The organism is Sulfolobales archaeon, assembly GCA_038881635.1.
Taxonomy (GTDB): Archaea; Thermoproteota; Thermoprotei_A; order Sulfolobales; family AG1; genus WYEN01.
In genome coordinates this window covers 120,369-136,496 of the sequence record JAVZPJ010000002.1, presented here as the reverse complement: position 1 = coordinate 136,496, position 16,128 = coordinate 120,369, and the positions used below count along the sequence as shown (strand labels likewise).

General features: G+C 38.9%; 16 protein-coding genes and 1 tRNA gene. 4 read left to right on the top strand and 13 right to left on the bottom strand.

The genetic code is table 11. The annotated features are described in order from the left end of the window. Nucleotides 1-250: 250 nt before the first annotated feature. The 5 genes from QXS89_02415 to QXS89_02395 all read right to left on the bottom strand — a co-directional run bounded on the left by QXS89_02415 (nt 251) and on the right by QXS89_02395 (nt 5,758). Complete coding sequence (locus QXS89_02415; protein MEM3831033.1) at nt 251-1,495, bottom strand: DUF401 family protein; 1,245 nt, start codon at nt 1,493-1,495, stop codon at nt 251-253. Nucleotides 1,496-1,573: 78 nt separating this feature from the next. Continuing rightward, on the bottom strand, nt 1,574-2,407 hold the full coding sequence (locus QXS89_02410) for a sulfite exporter TauE/SafE family protein (GenBank protein ID MEM3831032.1): 834 nt from the start codon (nt 2,405-2,407) through the stop codon (nt 1,574-1,576). 15 nt (nt 2,408-2,422) lie between these two features. Then, nucleotides 2,423-2,578 (bottom strand): hypothetical protein, encoded by a 156-nt coding sequence (locus QXS89_02405; protein ID MEM3831031.1) that lies wholly within the window; start codon nt 2,576-2,578, stop codon nt 2,423-2,425. A 333-nt stretch (nt 2,579-2,911) separates the two neighbouring features. Next, the gene (locus QXS89_02400; protein ID MEM3831030.1) at nt 2,912-4,276 is read right to left on the bottom strand and encodes a digeranylgeranylglycerophospholipid reductase; all 1,365 of its coding nucleotides are present in this window, start codon (nt 4,274-4,276) and stop codon (nt 2,912-2,914) included. Nucleotides 4,277-4,480: 204 nt separating this feature from the next. After that, nucleotides 4,481-5,758, bottom strand: a complete 1,278-nt coding sequence (locus QXS89_02395) for a radical SAM protein (protein ID MEM3831029.1) — start codon at nt 5,756-5,758, stop codon at nt 4,481-4,483. 33 nt (nt 5,759-5,791) lie between these two features. Here QXS89_02395 and QXS89_02390 point away from each other — a divergent pair, with 33 nt between their 5' ends. Continuing rightward, the gene (locus QXS89_02390) at nt 5,792-6,130 is read left to right on the top strand and encodes a hypothetical protein (protein ID MEM3831028.1); all 339 of its coding nucleotides are present in this window, start codon (nt 5,792-5,794) and stop codon (nt 6,128-6,130) included. A 14-nt stretch (nt 6,131-6,144) separates the two neighbouring features. Here QXS89_02390 and QXS89_02385 read toward each other — a convergent pair whose 3' ends face one another. The 5 genes from QXS89_02385 to QXS89_02365 form a co-directional block, all read right to left on the bottom strand. Further along, on the bottom strand, nt 6,145-7,368 hold the full coding sequence (locus tag QXS89_02385) for a tRNA (guanine(10)-N(2))-dimethyltransferase (protein MEM3831027.1): 1,224 nt from the start codon (nt 7,366-7,368) through the stop codon (nt 6,145-6,147). Further along, nucleotides 7,365-7,907 carry an NTPase gene (locus tag QXS89_02380; protein ID MEM3831026.1) on the bottom strand — a complete coding sequence of 181 codons (543 nt, stop codon included), beginning with the start codon at nt 7,905-7,907 and terminating at the stop codon, nt 7,365-7,367. Before QXS89_02380 ends, QXS89_02385 begins: the two co-directional genes overlap by 4 nt. A 16-nt stretch (nt 7,908-7,923) precedes the next feature. Beyond that, a complete protein-coding gene (locus QXS89_02375) occupies nt 7,924-8,901 on the bottom strand; it encodes a helix-turn-helix domain-containing protein (protein ID MEM3831025.1) in 978 nt (325 codons plus the stop codon). Further along, on the bottom strand, nt 8,891-9,385 hold the full coding sequence (locus QXS89_02370) for a DUF61 family protein (GenBank protein MEM3831024.1): 495 nt from the start codon (nt 9,383-9,385) through the stop codon (nt 8,891-8,893). Before QXS89_02370 ends, QXS89_02375 begins: the two co-directional genes overlap by 11 nt. A gap of 87 nt (nt 9,386-9,472) precedes the next feature. Beyond that, a complete protein-coding gene (locus QXS89_02365) occupies nt 9,473-10,264 on the bottom strand; it encodes a 4-phosphopantoate--beta-alanine ligase (protein MEM3831023.1) in 792 nt (263 codons plus the stop codon). Nucleotides 10,265-11,007: 743 nt separating this feature from the next. On the opposite strand from QXS89_02365, the gene QXS89_02360 reads away from it, so the two are divergent. Then, the gene (locus tag QXS89_02360; GenBank protein MEM3831022.1) at nt 11,008-11,868 is read left to right on the top strand and encodes a hypothetical protein; all 861 of its coding nucleotides are present in this window, start codon (nt 11,008-11,010) and stop codon (nt 11,866-11,868) included. 387 nt (nt 11,869-12,255) lie between these two features. Here the strand turns inward: QXS89_02360 and QXS89_02355 are convergent, their stop codons facing one another. Then, nucleotides 12,256-14,484, bottom strand: a complete 2,229-nt coding sequence (locus QXS89_02355; protein ID MEM3831021.1) for an STT3 domain-containing protein — start codon at nt 14,482-14,484, stop codon at nt 12,256-12,258. Nucleotides 14,485-14,609: 125 nt separating this feature from the next. Between QXS89_02355 and QXS89_02350 the strand changes: the two genes are divergently transcribed. Together QXS89_02350 and QXS89_02345 are read left to right on the top strand one after the other, a co-directional pair. After that, nucleotides 14,610-15,023 (top strand): hypothetical protein, encoded by a 414-nt coding sequence (locus QXS89_02350; protein ID MEM3831020.1) that lies wholly within the window; start codon nt 14,610-14,612, stop codon nt 15,021-15,023. Between the two features lie 41 nt (nt 15,024-15,064). Further along, nucleotides 15,065-15,142 (top strand) — tRNA-Arg (locus QXS89_02345). 73 nt (nt 15,143-15,215) lie between these two features. Here the strand turns inward: QXS89_02345 and QXS89_02340 are convergent. Together QXS89_02340 and QXS89_02335 are read right to left on the bottom strand one after the other, a co-directional pair. Then, a complete protein-coding gene (locus QXS89_02340; protein ID MEM3831019.1) occupies nt 15,216-15,620 on the bottom strand; it encodes a DNA-binding protein in 405 nt (134 codons plus the stop codon). A 97-nt stretch (nt 15,621-15,717) separates the two neighbouring features. Continuing rightward, nucleotides 15,718-16,128, bottom strand: a 411-nt coding sequence (locus QXS89_02335) for a hypothetical protein (GenBank protein MEM3831018.1), incomplete at its 5' end; no start/stop codon positions are given.

Sequence of the window (16,128 nt, the reverse complement as noted above, 5' to 3'; positions counted from 1 at the left end):
ATTCTCTCTGGATAGCTCTTGGATTTATAATCACTCTTAGTCGGGCAACGCTTAGATTATTATATACTTTCTCTCTAGAGCTTCTTGATATTCTCCTCCTTCTCTCCTGTGGTAGAGGATCTGGTCTTCCCACTCCTCTTCCTAGATACTCAAGGTATGAGGTGCCTAGATCTCCTGAAAGCGCGAAAATATGATTCTTGAAGTCTTTATGAACTGCGTTTAATGTTTTGAATCGATGCCGGCAGATATTTTAAATACCTCTACTTATTGAAGTAAGAATCAGAGTTATGATGAGTGTGAGCAGAGCAGATGGTATTATATATCTATAGGGTTTTGTAATAGCACAATTATAATATCTAGCGGAGAGAACCAGACACGCGTGAGAAGGACTTAGCATGACACCTGTGAAGCCTCCTAAAAACGCTATCTCTACATATGTCTTTGAGGTTTCGAATACTCCTAAAAATGGTGGGAATGCGAGTGCTACATAGGCGAATTCGGCTGCTGTTCCGAAACCTATTATCATAGGAACCATTAGTAGTGCGAGTACTAAGTATCCTGAGGTGATCCTGCTGATGTCTGTTGCAAGGTCTGTGACACGGATCAGCTCACTGAAAATGAAGATCTCTATTAGAAGAGCTATTATCGATATGTTCAGAGAATATCTTAAAGCTCTGAGAATAGTCTGAGTGCTCGGTCTATAGATGAGTATGAATAGAATTAGAGTTATGAAGAGTGTGAGAGGTAGGATCACGTTTAGAGCTAAAGCGAGTAGTGATATTATTATGAAAGGCCATACATGAAGTAGACCTCTTGGATCGCAGCCTGAGATTCTTTTCCTTTTTTCTAGAGAGTGTTCGCTGAGATCTCTGGTATCTATCTCTTTTCTTGACAGCTTATTTCCGCCTTTGCGTAGAATATATAGAGATATGATAGTTCCTGATAAAATGCTTGAGAGTGTAATTCTCCAGTTGATATCAAAGATCTCTTTAACACTTACTCCTAGTAATGCTGAAGCTATTAATATATTCTGATAGAGAGGCCATATAGGAACCCATATATGCCTAAACCAGTAGTTTATATACGTCTTCTCCTCAGACTTAAAACCTACCCTAGTGTATATAGGGTCTGCCAGCACCGCTGATATGTAAGCTCCTCCGGGCATTGGAAGCAGACCTATAATTGCTGGTGTTATAAATCCTGATAATCTCTCGCCTAAGCATGAGATTCCTCTGATCATTTTTGTTGCAACACCGCTTTCTCTATATAGATCTGCTAGAAACATAGCCTGGATCAATGATAGTAGTATGAATAAAGCCTGTGCATTCTCCAGACCGCCTAAAACTTTCTTCAGATCCTCTATTTCTCTGATTGTGAGCAGAGAGTATAGAATTATTCCCAGTCCTAAAGCTATGGATATGTCGATTCTCCTAATTATAAGTATGACTGTTAATACTATAGATGCTAGAAACGCGTATGCCGGCTCTATCATCATGCTATTTCATCCATAGATTTTCTTCTTTGCTTAACAGTTTTCTATTGTAGATCTCTTTAACACCTATAAATTCTTAACTCAAACTAGACTGAATAACCCCCCTAAATTCCTGATCATAATGTATATCGCTACCGCTATTATTATGAGAGCATACATCTTTTTTAAGAGGTCTCTTGGCATTCCAACAGATATAAGAGATCCTATGTATCCTCCTACAACACCACCAATCAAGTAGAAGAGACTTACAACAGGCATAAGATAACCGTAGAAGGAGTATACGATTGCAGATGTTAAACCGAAGGATCCCACAGCTATGAGAGATGTTCCAACAGCATTATTAATAGAAAGCCCTACAAATAGCAGTCCTGGGACTATGAGAAATCCTCCTCCGATCCCGAAGAAGCCTGATGCGAATCCTATAAGAAATGCTATAGGTGGTATGAGACATTTTCTAACTCTTCCAACAGATCTTCTCTCAGCTCCTGAGTGTCTTAGCATCATTAGAGCAATAAAGATCATGAAAACCCCGAAGAAGAAAAGCAGAGATCTTCCAGGGATTATATGGCTCACATAGCTTCCAACTAGAGCTCCTCCAACTCCTGGAATTGTAAAGTAGATACCTTCAGACAGTCTTATGTTGCCACGGCGATAGTGCACATATGCGTTGATATAGGCATTCAACCCTACGGCTAGTGCTGTGGATCCTAGTGCTATATGATCTACTATGTTCTCATATTCGCTCGCTACCTCAGCATATTGACTTGGCACATGAGCCAGCCCTACTAGGTAGAGGAGAAGAGGAACTGCGAGAACAGATCCTCCTCCTCCAATTAATCCTAAGCTGAATCCAACTAGAAATCCTGAGAACACTACCAGAATATACTGGATCGGAGATAGAAATATCTCGATCATAGGGATCATCTCTTGCTATCTTGCTACATAAGCTGTTTTCCAGGAAAGATAGTATGAAACCTCTATCCTTAGAAATATCTGAAGACTCAAAGATTCAGCCAGATATAGATCTGTAGTAGATACTTTCATCTCTTCAATTCTTCTCTCTTGCACTACTCCTTGTAATCGCATCACCCCCGAAGTTTTTAATAGCATCTTAAAATTTTTAAATCTTATAATATACCTCTTACATCAGATTCTTCTCGTGATCAGGATTGTGAGCCTGCATTCGCAAGATTCTTACTAGATATAAGAGATGTGAAATAGATGAAATCAGCAGAACAATCATTGTAGGGAGACAATATTAATCGATGTGAAACCTGATGAACCTTGAAATATCTATTGAAGTAGTTCACCTACATCGCTCATCATATGGTTTGTGATTTATAAAGTATTCGTGATAGGAGAAAGAATTTTCCTTCAAAAGAAATAATGATCTGATCTGAAGAATTTTGAGTCTAAAAATCATCTTAGCACTACTGATGTGAACTCACTATAGAGGTTCCTGATCTTCTCAATCCACTCATAGATCTTCTGAGGATCTTCAGGATACTCCTCATAGAGCCTTCTGATCTTCTCCATATAAGATGCTACCTGGGCGAGCTTGTAGAGTAGTGAAGGTCTTCCAAGTCCTGCAAGGATTCTTTCCAGTTTATCGAAAACAGATCTTCTTATAACACCAGTGCTACTAGTCTCATAGAGATCTGATTCTCTCATGATTCTTTTTCTAAGACCGTACTCAATATCATCATCACTAAGCTTCTGAAGGAATATCCTAAAGATATCTAGTGAAGCTTGTTTAGCCCCATAGTATCTTATATAGAGCTTGTTAACATTCCAAAGACCTCTAGCACTGAAGTCTCCCATCTCGAAAGCCTTCTTGATAGCCTCTGCAGAGGCTTTAGCTGAAAGCATTCCAGAACCTTTCCCCCCTCCATGAACAGGATTTACAGTGAATGCGGCATCTCCAATCGCTATAACACCGTTCCAAGCCATGGTTGATAGAGGTCTTCTTGTTGGGACTAGAGCTCCTCCGCTTTCTATGATTCTTGAGTTCTTGTATTCTTCTCTCACAAGAACATACTTATAGAGATAATCTCTAGGATGTCCATAGCCCATTCCACCTTGAACTCCTATGCCTACGTTAGTTACATTCCTATATTTACTCTTGGGAAAATCCCACCAATAACCTCCTGGAGCTACCTTGTTTGAGACGTATATCTTTATAAACTCAGGTTCTTCTACATCTCTCTGAAGCTCTCTAATCTCTCTGTAAGCTATATTAGAGTCTCTAGGATCTAATGTTTCCACTATGGGCCAGTCGTTTGGAAGTCTCTGAATAATACTTCTACTATTACCAGAGGCATCTATAGTTACGGGAGCTCTCAGCTCTGTCTTAGAATCTCCTCTGAAGATCTTTACCCCTCTTACGAAGCCTCCTTCAATTATAGGTTCTGACACCTTTGTTCCTCCGAAATATTCAGCTCCTAGATCTACTGCTTCTCTGATAAGTCTTTGAGTAAATTTAACTCTATTGATCTCGTAGCCCTCACCCTCGATTCTTAAAACAACCTCCTCAGAAGGGCTGTAGAGAAGTATTCCTCTAACAAATCCATCTAGATCTTCTCCTGATGGAGGTTTTATTCCTACTTCATCAAAATGATGTTTTCCAATTGCATCTCCGCAAGGCTTGTCTCCAGCTCTATCCCAAGGCTTTGAATCAATTAAAGCTACTTTAAAACCTTCTCTACTGAGAAGCAGTGCTGCTGAGGATCCCGCTACTCCTGCTCCTACAATTATCACATCATACTTCTTAGGAATCAGATCCATTGAACCACCTATATTACTTATACCAGGAAGTATTTATAGAACTCTAGAGAAAGAGAAGAAAACTTATAAAGGATATCTCAAGCAATTTTTCGTTACACTCCTACTTGTACGACCAGATGTAATATCTCGACTTTTGCTGACGTCTTGCACTAATGATAGAAATTCTTAGACAGTATAGCTAAGATCTCATCGTCAGCATTCTACTTAGAAATCTTCTGGTCTATAACCTTTCTTTTCAAATGTTATTTCTCTGAATATTATTCCTCTCTCTTCCGCATATCTCCATACTTCTTCAAGTTCTTTTCTCGTAGGTCTTCTAGCTATATCGAAGGCGTCTTTATTGAAAAGAGGAGATCTGGGATCTGCTTGATACTCAGGTCTGTACTGATCCATGAGATTCACAGGTGTCTCAGGGATGTTTTTAGAGATCCAGTCTATCACAGGTTTCGAACAACATTCAACATGATTAGGCATTATGAGATGTCTTATAACTATATCCTCACCCCACTCATATAATATCCTAAGATTCTCTGTAGCAGTCTCCCAATACCATGGAGTTCTGGAAAGCCTTATAGAACACCTGCCAGGACCGTACTTAAGATCTGGAAGCCATATATCTATGAGAGGTCTTAGTATGATTAGAGCTTCTCTACTGAGGAACATGTTAGTATTAAATAGCATTGGAACATTAAACTCTCCCTCATAATATGCGTATCTTATATCGTAGGGGTATAAGAAGAAATCATGTTTAACTCTGAGTATCACATCGAGATCTTCTTCTGAGGGTCTGAGTCTGAAACCTTCATAAGCTAGATGCCATATTGCTGTCACAATGCTGTGAATATGAGGGGTAGGCTCTCCACCAACCCAGTTGATATTATGACAACCCTCGATCCTCAGCATGTAAGCCATTTGAGCTAGCTGTCTCGGGGTTACCGGAATCCCGTTGAACCTATCCTTAGATATATCAGCGTTCTGGCAGAATAGGCATCTCATATTACACGATGTAAAGAAAATAGTACCAGACCCGTGAGTTCCTCTGAATATAAGTTCTTCACCAAGATGGTGAAAATATGATGAGACTCTGCTCTCGGTTGTCAGCATGCAGGCTCCAAGCCTACTCTCATTACTTCTATCAACTCCGCATCTCCATCTGCAGAAAACACATTTTCTCACGATCTTCCATACAAGATCCTTGGCTAGGTCTAGAAGACTATAGCTAGGTATTTCGAGACTGCCTAGCTTAAGACCATTCTCAACATCTCTCTTGATCCTGAGAAATTCTTCGGTAGCTTTCTCGTAGATCTTTAAACCCTCTTCCACGCTTATCTCAGAATTCTTGTCAAGAGGAGTCGGAGTTCTCTTAGCGATAAGATATTTTGCAGGCATCTCATTAATTGAAACCTTCAGATACCATGAAACTCTTCTACCCAGATACTTCCATATCCATAGATTTCTGAAGTTTGTATAGACACCGCACATATCAATATAAAATTATGATGTGAGAGAATATATTTGGTGTATGCTACGAAAATACCTGATGAGAATCATGTTAGAATTTTCAGAGATCATATGATGAAACTAGGTGTGGAAAGGATCATCCTAACCAGAATGAAGTGGTGTTACAGCGGCTATATAGAGTACAAAGGTTTTGTTCTCGAAGCATTACTAGGACTTGGTGGTAACGGCTATTACTATCTGAAAATATGTTGGAAACCCTCAGATCTCATGGATTGTGATCATATTCTCTATAATCCTTATGGTTTCTTCGTGTTCTCAAAAGATCTAAGAGAGTTAGCCGAGAAAACATTGAAGAAACTGGGAAAACTTGTTGAAAAGAATCCTAGTATTTGATCTCTTACTTAATTCTAGTATCTAGAGGTATTCCTAAAACAATCTATAACATCCTTAAATTCCGCATCAGTTCTAAATCCAATAGAACTGAAATGAGTTCTAGAAGCTTTAAAACCTCTTCTAGCGAGACATTCTAGAACACTCGATAGAGGTGGCTGACTCTTCTTAAGAGTGGAAGCTATAGATCCTGTGGTGTAGTGATAGGGTGTTTCTATATCTGCTTCGCTTTCTATTATCTCTAGAAGTCTTCTAAATCTCCCCCCGATCCACGGCGTCTCTTCTAATTCTCTTAACATTAACTCTATGATCTCTCTACTCCATATCTCTCCCAACCATAGAGGTCCTATGAGATTCAGCTTTCCACCACAATAAGGACATTGAAAATCTCTTGTTCTCCCTAGATCCTCTAATCTTATAATATCTCTGTAGAAGCATTTAGAACAGTACCTGTAGTAGCCTAGCTTCTCTAAGTTTCTACTACTCTCTCCAGCGCTTTTATTAACTTCGAATAATATCTTATAATAGTGATCCGAATAGAATGAGATCAAAGGCTTAAGAACTCGATCTTTTTCAGCTCCTCTTCTGACTATGAACCCAATTAATACTCTTATCCCAACCTCTTTACCGAAGTCTGTTCTCAAGACTTTAGACCCGTATCTTCTCAAAGCTTTTAGAGGATAAGATCCTGAGAGAGATGCTATATCTGTTGCTGTCACGCTTAGAAATCCTCCTCTTTTCACAAGTTCTATAGCTGAGTCTATGAATGGTGCAGGAGATCCGTAGGGATCTAGATCATTAAAGTCTACCTTAATACCTCCCCTGACAATTTCTACGGCTGTGATATTATAATCGCTACAGAAGATCCTCGTTCTATCATGAACACTATTAAGCCTCGTATTGATCGAGGTGATATAACATGCGTAAGGATCTATGTCGCCCATAAATATTTCTTCCACAGGTGTTTCAAGAGCTATTCTAATACCTCTAACTCCAGTGGCTGACATAAGATCTGATGCTCTTCTAATCCTATTCCTCTTGCTAACTACTCTAAGAAAGAGTATCGTGGCATCTCTATTCATACTCATTATAGGGTTATAGAAGACAGGAGCCCATGCAGGCTCGAAAACACCGTCTTCACGTACGTAGAGATCTTTTTTTGGAGCACATATGCTGGCAAGCCCTTCTCTTACGGTCTCAAGATTCTTAGGACATTCAAATTCTCGAATCTCTATGCTCATCTCTCCCGAGATATGTATCTTATGATTCTTGAAAATATATCTAAAGAAGCTTCAGATCTGTTAGCCTCTGTAATTCTATATATTTGAGCATCATGATATCTTCTCATCAGCTCTCCAACAATTCTCTCGTGAACTACGTAGACTCCTGGCTTCTCCGAGGATAAGAATCTATCTATAAGATTTCTCAAAGAATCTATCATAAGCTCCATAGGCCCTATCTCATCTACTGCTAAAACAGCTGAACTATAGAATCTTTCTAGAATCTTCAGCGCGATTCTCTCAGCATCTTCTCTGATCACACAGTATCTCCCGATTCTCCCGACACATGTGCCTTCAAATCTATCTCTAGCCAGTGCAAGCCATCCGCTCTCACCTGTCTCTATATCAACTATTCTAAATCCTATCCTCACACCACCTTCTCTAGCTTCTGGGCAGTAGAATCCTAGAACCTTTGATCCCTCTCTTCTAAGCATCTCTACAACTTTCATAAAAACCGTTGTCTTACCAATTCCAGGTCTTCCTGTTATAAATATCTTCAATATGAAGCCATCCACCTTATTTTCTGAGAGCACTCTTAAGATCTCTTTCCAAGCTATTAGGGCTTAAAACCTCTAGATCTCCCTTTAACCCTCCCTCCAGATCTTTATCTCTTAGGTCAGATCCTGACGGTATGAAATATGTTCTGCATTTAAAATATTTAGAGAATTTGATGGTCTCTCTCAACTTCTTAGATATATTCTCTTCTCCTCTTCTCTCTACTACTATTGTAAACCTATTATCATCATAGGAACCTATGATATCAGGAGCTGTTCTCCAGAGCCTTATAGCTGTGAGACCTGCCTTGTTAATCCTCCTAGCTATAGGATCCTCATCTGAAGATCTGATTAAAAGCCTTTCAAGAACCTTCTCTCTATCTATCTGATACAGTGTATCTGAGAATAGATCTATTTCTCCCACTATTTCTTCTCCGAATATTTCGATCAGTTTTTCAGCACGATCTATCTCTGGATCCATTGAACCTTTCTCGTACTCATAAACAGTTTTCTTACTTACCTTGAGCATTTCAGCAACCTCGCTAATTCTCATATTACTCTTCTCTCTAAGCTCTCTAAGAGCTTTGCTGTTAATCCTCACATAGAAGGATCCCTTCCACTCATATATAGATACACCACGTCCAGAGGTGTAATCGAGAAATGTATCACTACTAATAACTCTAACACCATGCTTCTCAAATACTATTCCTGGCATAACTTTCTCACCATATATCTTATCAGATATTATAAGTGTTGACGTGCTGAATAGAACGGATGCTGCCATAAGATCATTGAATTCTTTTTTTGAAACTCTTTCCACATCTTCAGAAAGTTTTATAAGAGCCTTCTCTCTAACTAGTATATCAACAGATCTCTTCTTCTCAGGATAGTTCATTACCTCAGCTTCTAATCCTCTTCTCCTGAGTTCATTAAGCAAGCTCATAAGCTTCTGATTCAAATCTCCTCCAAAGTCTAGATCCGACTTCTCTCTACGGCTCATTACCACCCTCGCTATCCGAGCTACTTACATCTATATATGATTTTTGATATATGGTTAATATTATTAAGCTCCCATACCTCTTAATAAGATTTCTTGTAGCATCATATCTTAGAACACATGATGTGAGATCTGCAGCATCTCTGCTAATTAAACCCTCTCTAATTAGAATATCTATCATAGCCTGGATAGTACTATCACATTCAGAAAATCTATAGAGAGAAATACCATGTATTTTGCCGAGTATTATTGGAAGAAGAATCTTCTTTCTAAGATCTTCTGGAAAGATTCTTGAGAAATCTCTGAGTTCTTCTCTAGAGAACATATGTCTACTACCATCTCTAAGGCTTACTCCAGGATATTCTTCTTTCAAGAGTTCCTCTAAACTCTTCCTCTCGGTAGGAGTGCCGGAACTTATTCTATCTATGAGATGCTTGTAATACCTAACATACCTATTAAAACTACTATCCTGATCTAAGCCTCCCAAAACCTATACCATTCTACTTGTAAGCTTCCCGGAATATATTATTAGACCTGACATTCGCCCATATATTGCATTATCATATCTGCGATCTTAAGAAGAGATGCACCCCACCCTCTCATCAGATCCTCTCGCTATGCTTTCAAGTCTTCTGGCTATATGAAGTAGTGCTTGTGATAGAATTCTATTATTATCATAGTTTTTAAGAATCTTCATCGCATACTGCTTATAGGAATCTCCTAAAGCCTTGATCCTTCTTACTTCATCAATTATTCTGGGCATTGCCCTCACAACATTATCAACAATAGTTATGCTCGCCGCTCTAGAGGTTCTAGAGAGAGGATTTAGATCTATTGCCACAACTATTTTCCCCATCTTTCTAAGAGCTTCAGTTCTGTCTCCATCTTCTAAAGGTACTAGGACAACATCTGCTTTTAAAATACCCTCTGGACTTACTCTTCTTCTCTCACTATGTATCTCAGGAATCACAGCAATCGCATCTTCAACTCCTAAAACTCTCTCAGCACCTTCTCTCATAAGAAGATCTCTTATCTTAATAGATCTCTCTATAGTTCTATAGAATAAATTCACCTCAATCAAAGCACCAACCTCTCTAGCGAGCTCCACAATCTCTCTAGCTACGAGAGCAGCAGTATTCCCATTAACAGATATAACAGGATGCACCGCTGTTAGTAGAGCTGCCGCAGCAGCTCTAATAGATTCATATGCAAACTCGGTAGTACACTCACCAATGAGATAATCAAAACACTCACCTCTTCCATGAGCTATAAGTCCCTGAGGAACCACGATGCCTTCTTCCATAGCCTTGCTTATGATCTCTCTATAGAGAATAGATCTGTATCTAGGATGTCTAGGATCGAGCATGTCTTACTCTCCATAATTTCTTTCTTAGCGAAATTCTTATAATCTATAATCTCTCCAGATTCTTACTAGGAGAATCTGCTAGAGATCAGCTTATGAAACTATTTTGAGAACAGATCTAAAGGGGTTCAGCTCTTAACACAGGTTTATATCGCTTGGTTTTATAGCCTCATCTCTGTTCCCCTGCATCGGTCTTGGGCTTGCACCACCCTTAGATGTGTTTAGGAGCATCTCTAAACCCTACATCTTAAGTATCTGTGGAACAGGTTTATACATGCGATAAAGTCTCTATCACCTACGAATCCACATTTAGTACATTGTAGTATTCTACTTATTCTACTGCTATTATCTTTCGATCTACCTCCACACCTTGGACAAGCTGATGATGTATTCCTTAAGGTAAACGAATTCTACTTCGTAAAGTATAGCGTTATAAAGTATAGGAAGAATAATATAGCTCTCTACCCACTAGGAAGAGATAAGAAGAAGATAGAATATCTCCACGGAAAACAAGTATACATAATATCATAGAAGAAGAATAAAATAAAACAATAAATCTAAAAGCCGAAACAGTTGCTTTAGGCATAAATCACTATATATATTTAAAGGTGAAATAGAGTAAGGGTGTATCTTTAACGAGCAATTGTCTTGAAATACCTCTTCATATAAGTGGTGTATGGACTCCTCATTATCATGAGGATCCTCTGAGGAGTGGGAGTACTGGAGTTGGAATAGTTCTAAAGCCGATGACTAGGATCTGCTATGATGAGGTAGGATGCGACCTATACGTAGACTCAGAATGTGTGAATCTTGACATGATATCTCTCGCCAGAAGATCCTATGGAGAGTCTTATAAAATGAGAGTGATATCGGAAATACCTCTAGGAGCAGGAGCTGGAGTCAGCGCGAATATAGCAATAGGATTAGGCTTTAGAATAGCTTCAAAGATCCTAGGTGGAGAGAATATTAGAAGAATATTAGTTTCAGCAGGCTTGATAGCTCACGAGCTTGAAGTGAGATCCATGACAGGACTTGGAGATGTGATCTCAGAGCTTCTAGGATACGGAATAGAGGTCAGAAAAATACCAGGAGCCCCCTGCTATGGATCTCTTGAGAGTAGTTCTCTTAAAAACTTCTCCGTAGTAGTAGGCATATTACCTCGAGGAATTTTCACTCCTGAGATGCTTAGAAGACTCACTCCTGAAATCATAGCAAGAGCTCGAGAGCTTATAGGAAGATACGAGAAAAATCCTGAACCCGAGGTCTTTGTAGAGATATCTCATAGCTTCTCTAAAGAGATAGGATTTCTAAGCAATGAGATTGATATGCTTGTGAAAAACTCTTTAAAAGATCGCATGTCTAGAGGCGAGATTTTAGGTTATTTCATTAAAAAATCACTGCTAGTAATTCTAGCTGAAAGGGATATAGAGTTAAATCCTGAGGATCTTAAGGATCTCAAGATCTCTAAGATAGTATATTTAAAGCCTTTGAACAAGGATGAGAGTATTATAAGAGAAAGAGATCTTGATCTATGGTGTTCTGATTCGATAGAGATCTACAGAAAACTTACATCCAGAGATCTAACGAGTAGGAGAATTATCCTCTAGAAAAGACTTCTCAAGTCTTCATCTCTAGAAAACACTTTCTCGCCATCGAATCTTTTCAATATTTGATTCTCTTATAGCTCTACAACAGACTGCTAATTCTAGCAAGTGAAAGAGATTCTATGCGTAAGTTTCTAGATAAGATCTCTCTAAGATCTCAAGATGCATAACTCTCATACAGATTTACACAAGCTGACCTCATGTATCGTACCTACTATCTCAAACCTTCACTAGTTTTTATCGAGCTGAGAGCTTTTAGAGCTATTTCCTACATCTATCTCTTAATGCTTATACGAAGAAACCATATAAACCTATTTCTCGAGAGGTATCATTAGATAGGGTGTGGGAATGCATTCTTAGACTATTTGAAAAGAAATCATGTGAAACAAGCTAGCCCGTGAACTTGTATATGAATATAACGACGTAGGCTGTATAATAACCTCCTACGTTGATCGGTATGTATGATGGTATTATAGCTGCAGGTTGGAAGTGGCTGAATGTAGGTCTTTCGACAGGTGTTCCTCCATTGGCTGGGTCGTCGGAGTAGAATGAATATCCTGGGAATAGTCTGAGCATTCCATCGATCATGATCCCGTAGAGTAGTGTGTTGCTTATATTTGGAGAAGCCCAGTTAGGTTTTATAGTGTAAAAACCTCCAGGCTGGACTACTACTCTAACATACTTCTGAGGTCCTGAACCTATTGTATAGTATGATGGAGTGTTATTCCCGTATATGTCATAGTCTATGTTTACACCGGCTATTCTAAGAATTGCTGAAATACCTTTCGCAGCATCAGCCCAATTAAGAGGTACTATATACTCTCCGAAAGTATTGACTAGGAATGCATCATATACAAGTACATATGTTTTATTGGGTTGCAGATGTAGGTATTCTCTCATTAGTCTCACAGCTTCTGTCTCGTTATCTGCTGAAAGTATCTTAGCCAGGATCTCTATCTGTGTAGCATTTATAGTGGATCCGTCTGCCACCGAAGCTCTTTCTCCGAGTGGTGTGATCCAGTATCCATAATCCCACCAAGCCATTATCACAGAATCTTTAGGAGTCTGAGTCCTGATCCATTCAAGAGCTCTAAGCCATGCATCTGAGGGAGCTGACATGGATATTCCCGAGGTAAGTATCATGGGGAGATGACTTCTATATGCGGGAATATGATAGCTGTATACTATGTATACATGTGATAATAGTACTGCGATTAGTAGCAGTAGCGAGAATACTGAGGAGAAGCTTACATATCTTCTAATCCTAGTGAATATCTGCGAGGAGTTTTTAACGAGAAAACCTATAAATAATGAAGCGATCATAGTCATAGAAACCACAGCATACGAGATGAAATAGCTTAGATTTGATAGTACGTAGAGAATAGCTATATTTAGAATAGATAGATAGAATGCCGTCAGATCTCTTCTGCTTAAGACTAGGTAGAATCCATATAGTAGAGAGAATATAGAGAGAATGACTACAGTGCCATAGACATTAAGCACGTAACCCATGTTAGTAGGCTGGTACTCTGCTATCGTGAATGATAAAGTTCCTAGAACATGATATATTCCTAGAGCCTGTGCTGCTTTTCCAGCTAAGCTTATAAAGCCTGTGAAGATCGCTAGGAGACCTATAGCTATTACTCCTACTATTGATGCTATGTATATCTTGAGGGAGTTCTTTGGCGTAATCTTCTGGTATAATCCGTAGAGACCTATTGCTAGTATTGATGCTATGGGTATGATACCTAGATTTCTAGTTATATAGTCGATCCCGTATATAGGTGTAGATATGAATACAAGGATTAGAGGAGCTGAGATATACACTAATTCCATGATCATTCTGAGCGGAGATTCCTTACGATAGACGAGAGGTGATAACACCATCGTAGCATATATAGATAGATATGGTGCTACGAATAAACCTGTTGAATATGCTGAATATGCTAAGAGAAGGCCTGTTACTATGAAGTATATACTTTTTCTATAGTTAAATGCTTTGATAAAGAAGTATGTGATCCATGGGAGAGTCATGATAGCTATGGTGTATTTAACAATGAAGCCGGCTACGGTTCGATCCATGAAGAAAGTAGCTAGAAGACCTGTAGTGATAACAGCAGCTATATTACTTCTAGAGATCTCTCTTGCAGTAAGAAAAACTCCTATAAAAGCTATTGCTGAAGCTACAACTGGTAGGAGGAACATGAAGCTCATGAGATCCATTACACCTGAGAATGGTATGTATAAGAAGTATATAGTATAGTATATGCCAGGAACATCTGTAGCTGGAAAATCTCTACCCCAGGGATACCAGAATAATGTTGCAGCAGGGTTCGGAGGCTTCAGATCCCAGAATGATAGAGGTCCATGTTCTAGCATGTATTTAACTACATAATAATTAGAATAAGGATCCAGCTCATCTAGGTATGGTGTGTATCCGAGCGAGAGAGAATTCGCTAGAGGTAGTATTCTGAGATACACTCCTAGAGATCCTATGAAGACCAGAAGTGTTAATGCCACTATAAAACCGATCCTCTGCACACCTCTACTGATCAAAGCTTCTGCAGGGATCCTCTCTTTCATAATTCTTCTATTCTCTCTCTGAACTTTCCTCCCCAAACTCACACCTCCTATACAATACCTTCTAGTAGTATATATCGAATTAAACTAATATAGTGATTAGAATAGCTAAAGGATTGTGGTATATTAGCTATCTCCCACTAGTATTAATGGGGATAGCGCATATGATTAGAGAGTTTAGCAGTGTCAAAGATCTTATATCATACATAGATGGAAAGCTAGTTGAATATAGAAAGATCTTTGGAGAACTGATTAGAGGTGTTGAGGAACTTAGGAAAAAAGCTGAGACTCAAAGAAAGATAGTGGGAATACTAAGTAAGCTGGGTACGGAAGTGAAGCAGCAGACCTCAGTTGCTGAAATAGATCTTAAGTCTGTGAAACTTTCTATAAATCCCTCTCCAGATGCAGAGCTTAAGTATTATGAGAAGTATCTAGAAGATCTTAATCAGAAGATCACTAGACTTGCTACTATGAGAAAAGATCTTGAGACAATAAGTGTAGAGCTTTCAGATATCCCGGGAAAGATAATAGTATTGTTCAAGGATGACGTACCAGAAGTACTCATACTAAAGATCTAAGGCGAAAATTAAATTTTTCTCCATCTCAAAATACAATACTAGGGCCCGTAGCTCAGCTAGGATAGAGCGCCGGCCTCCTAAGCCGGTGGTCCGGGGTTCAAATCCCCGCGGGCCCGCCACACCTCTCCTGAAAATAGTTATAGGGTAAAGATTATCATCTCAGCTTGAGCTTTAAATCTCTTAGTTAAAGAACTATTCTTCTATCTCCCATGCCCTCAACCCGTATTTCCAGGGTTTTCTCTCTAGAGGTTGTCCTGGTACTTCTTGTATGTATACTTCTGCTAGGAGTGTGATTCCTCTTATTAGATGTCCTCCTAAAACTGACCCATCTCTTCTTCCTAGTGTGACGTGAATATGAGGAAAAACATCTCCATCTGCAAGACTTATATTACCTGTAAGCGAGGTTATTTCAACGATCTCTTTAAGTTCTCTCGGTATGTATCTTTGAAGTTCTATATCGTAGTAAGCTATAACAGCTTCTTTAAATGATCCGATTCCTGAGACATAAGCTTTATAAATACCATGATTCCTAGCATAGGTTTTAAGAAACTCAATTATATCGCTATCCTCAGGAACTCTAAGAAGAAAACTCCTCATACTAGGCACATTATACTAATGATATTATGAAGCTAATAACGTGTTTTAAAGAAGTATTCCCGGAATCTTTTGCTTAGAAGATTGGAAGTTCTAGAGATCATCTGGTGATGTACTTATTCAGTTCTTTTAATGCTTTAACCAAGCTTGGAATAGAATCTTCTCGTATCTCGGCTACTAGTTCAACCATGTTATTTCTTGTGAATGCAGAGAGCCTATGTATTCTTAGTTCCACTCTGTCGAGAAGTCTATCTATGAAATCTATGTCATGAGGATTTTCATAGTAAACAGCATACTCGCCTTTGGATGTCTTTATAACTCGTTTAGAAATCGCTTCTTTCCTTGTAGAGAGATCTTTTAATAAGATGTCATGCATCCTCTTGCTACTCAAGGCGACTACATGAAGATCTCTTGCTACACGTCGTTTAGAATTCTCAACAGCTATCTCTAATAAGTCTGCTCTCTTAAGAGCTTTTGCTATAGGATAATAAAGGATCGAATGTCTAGGCAT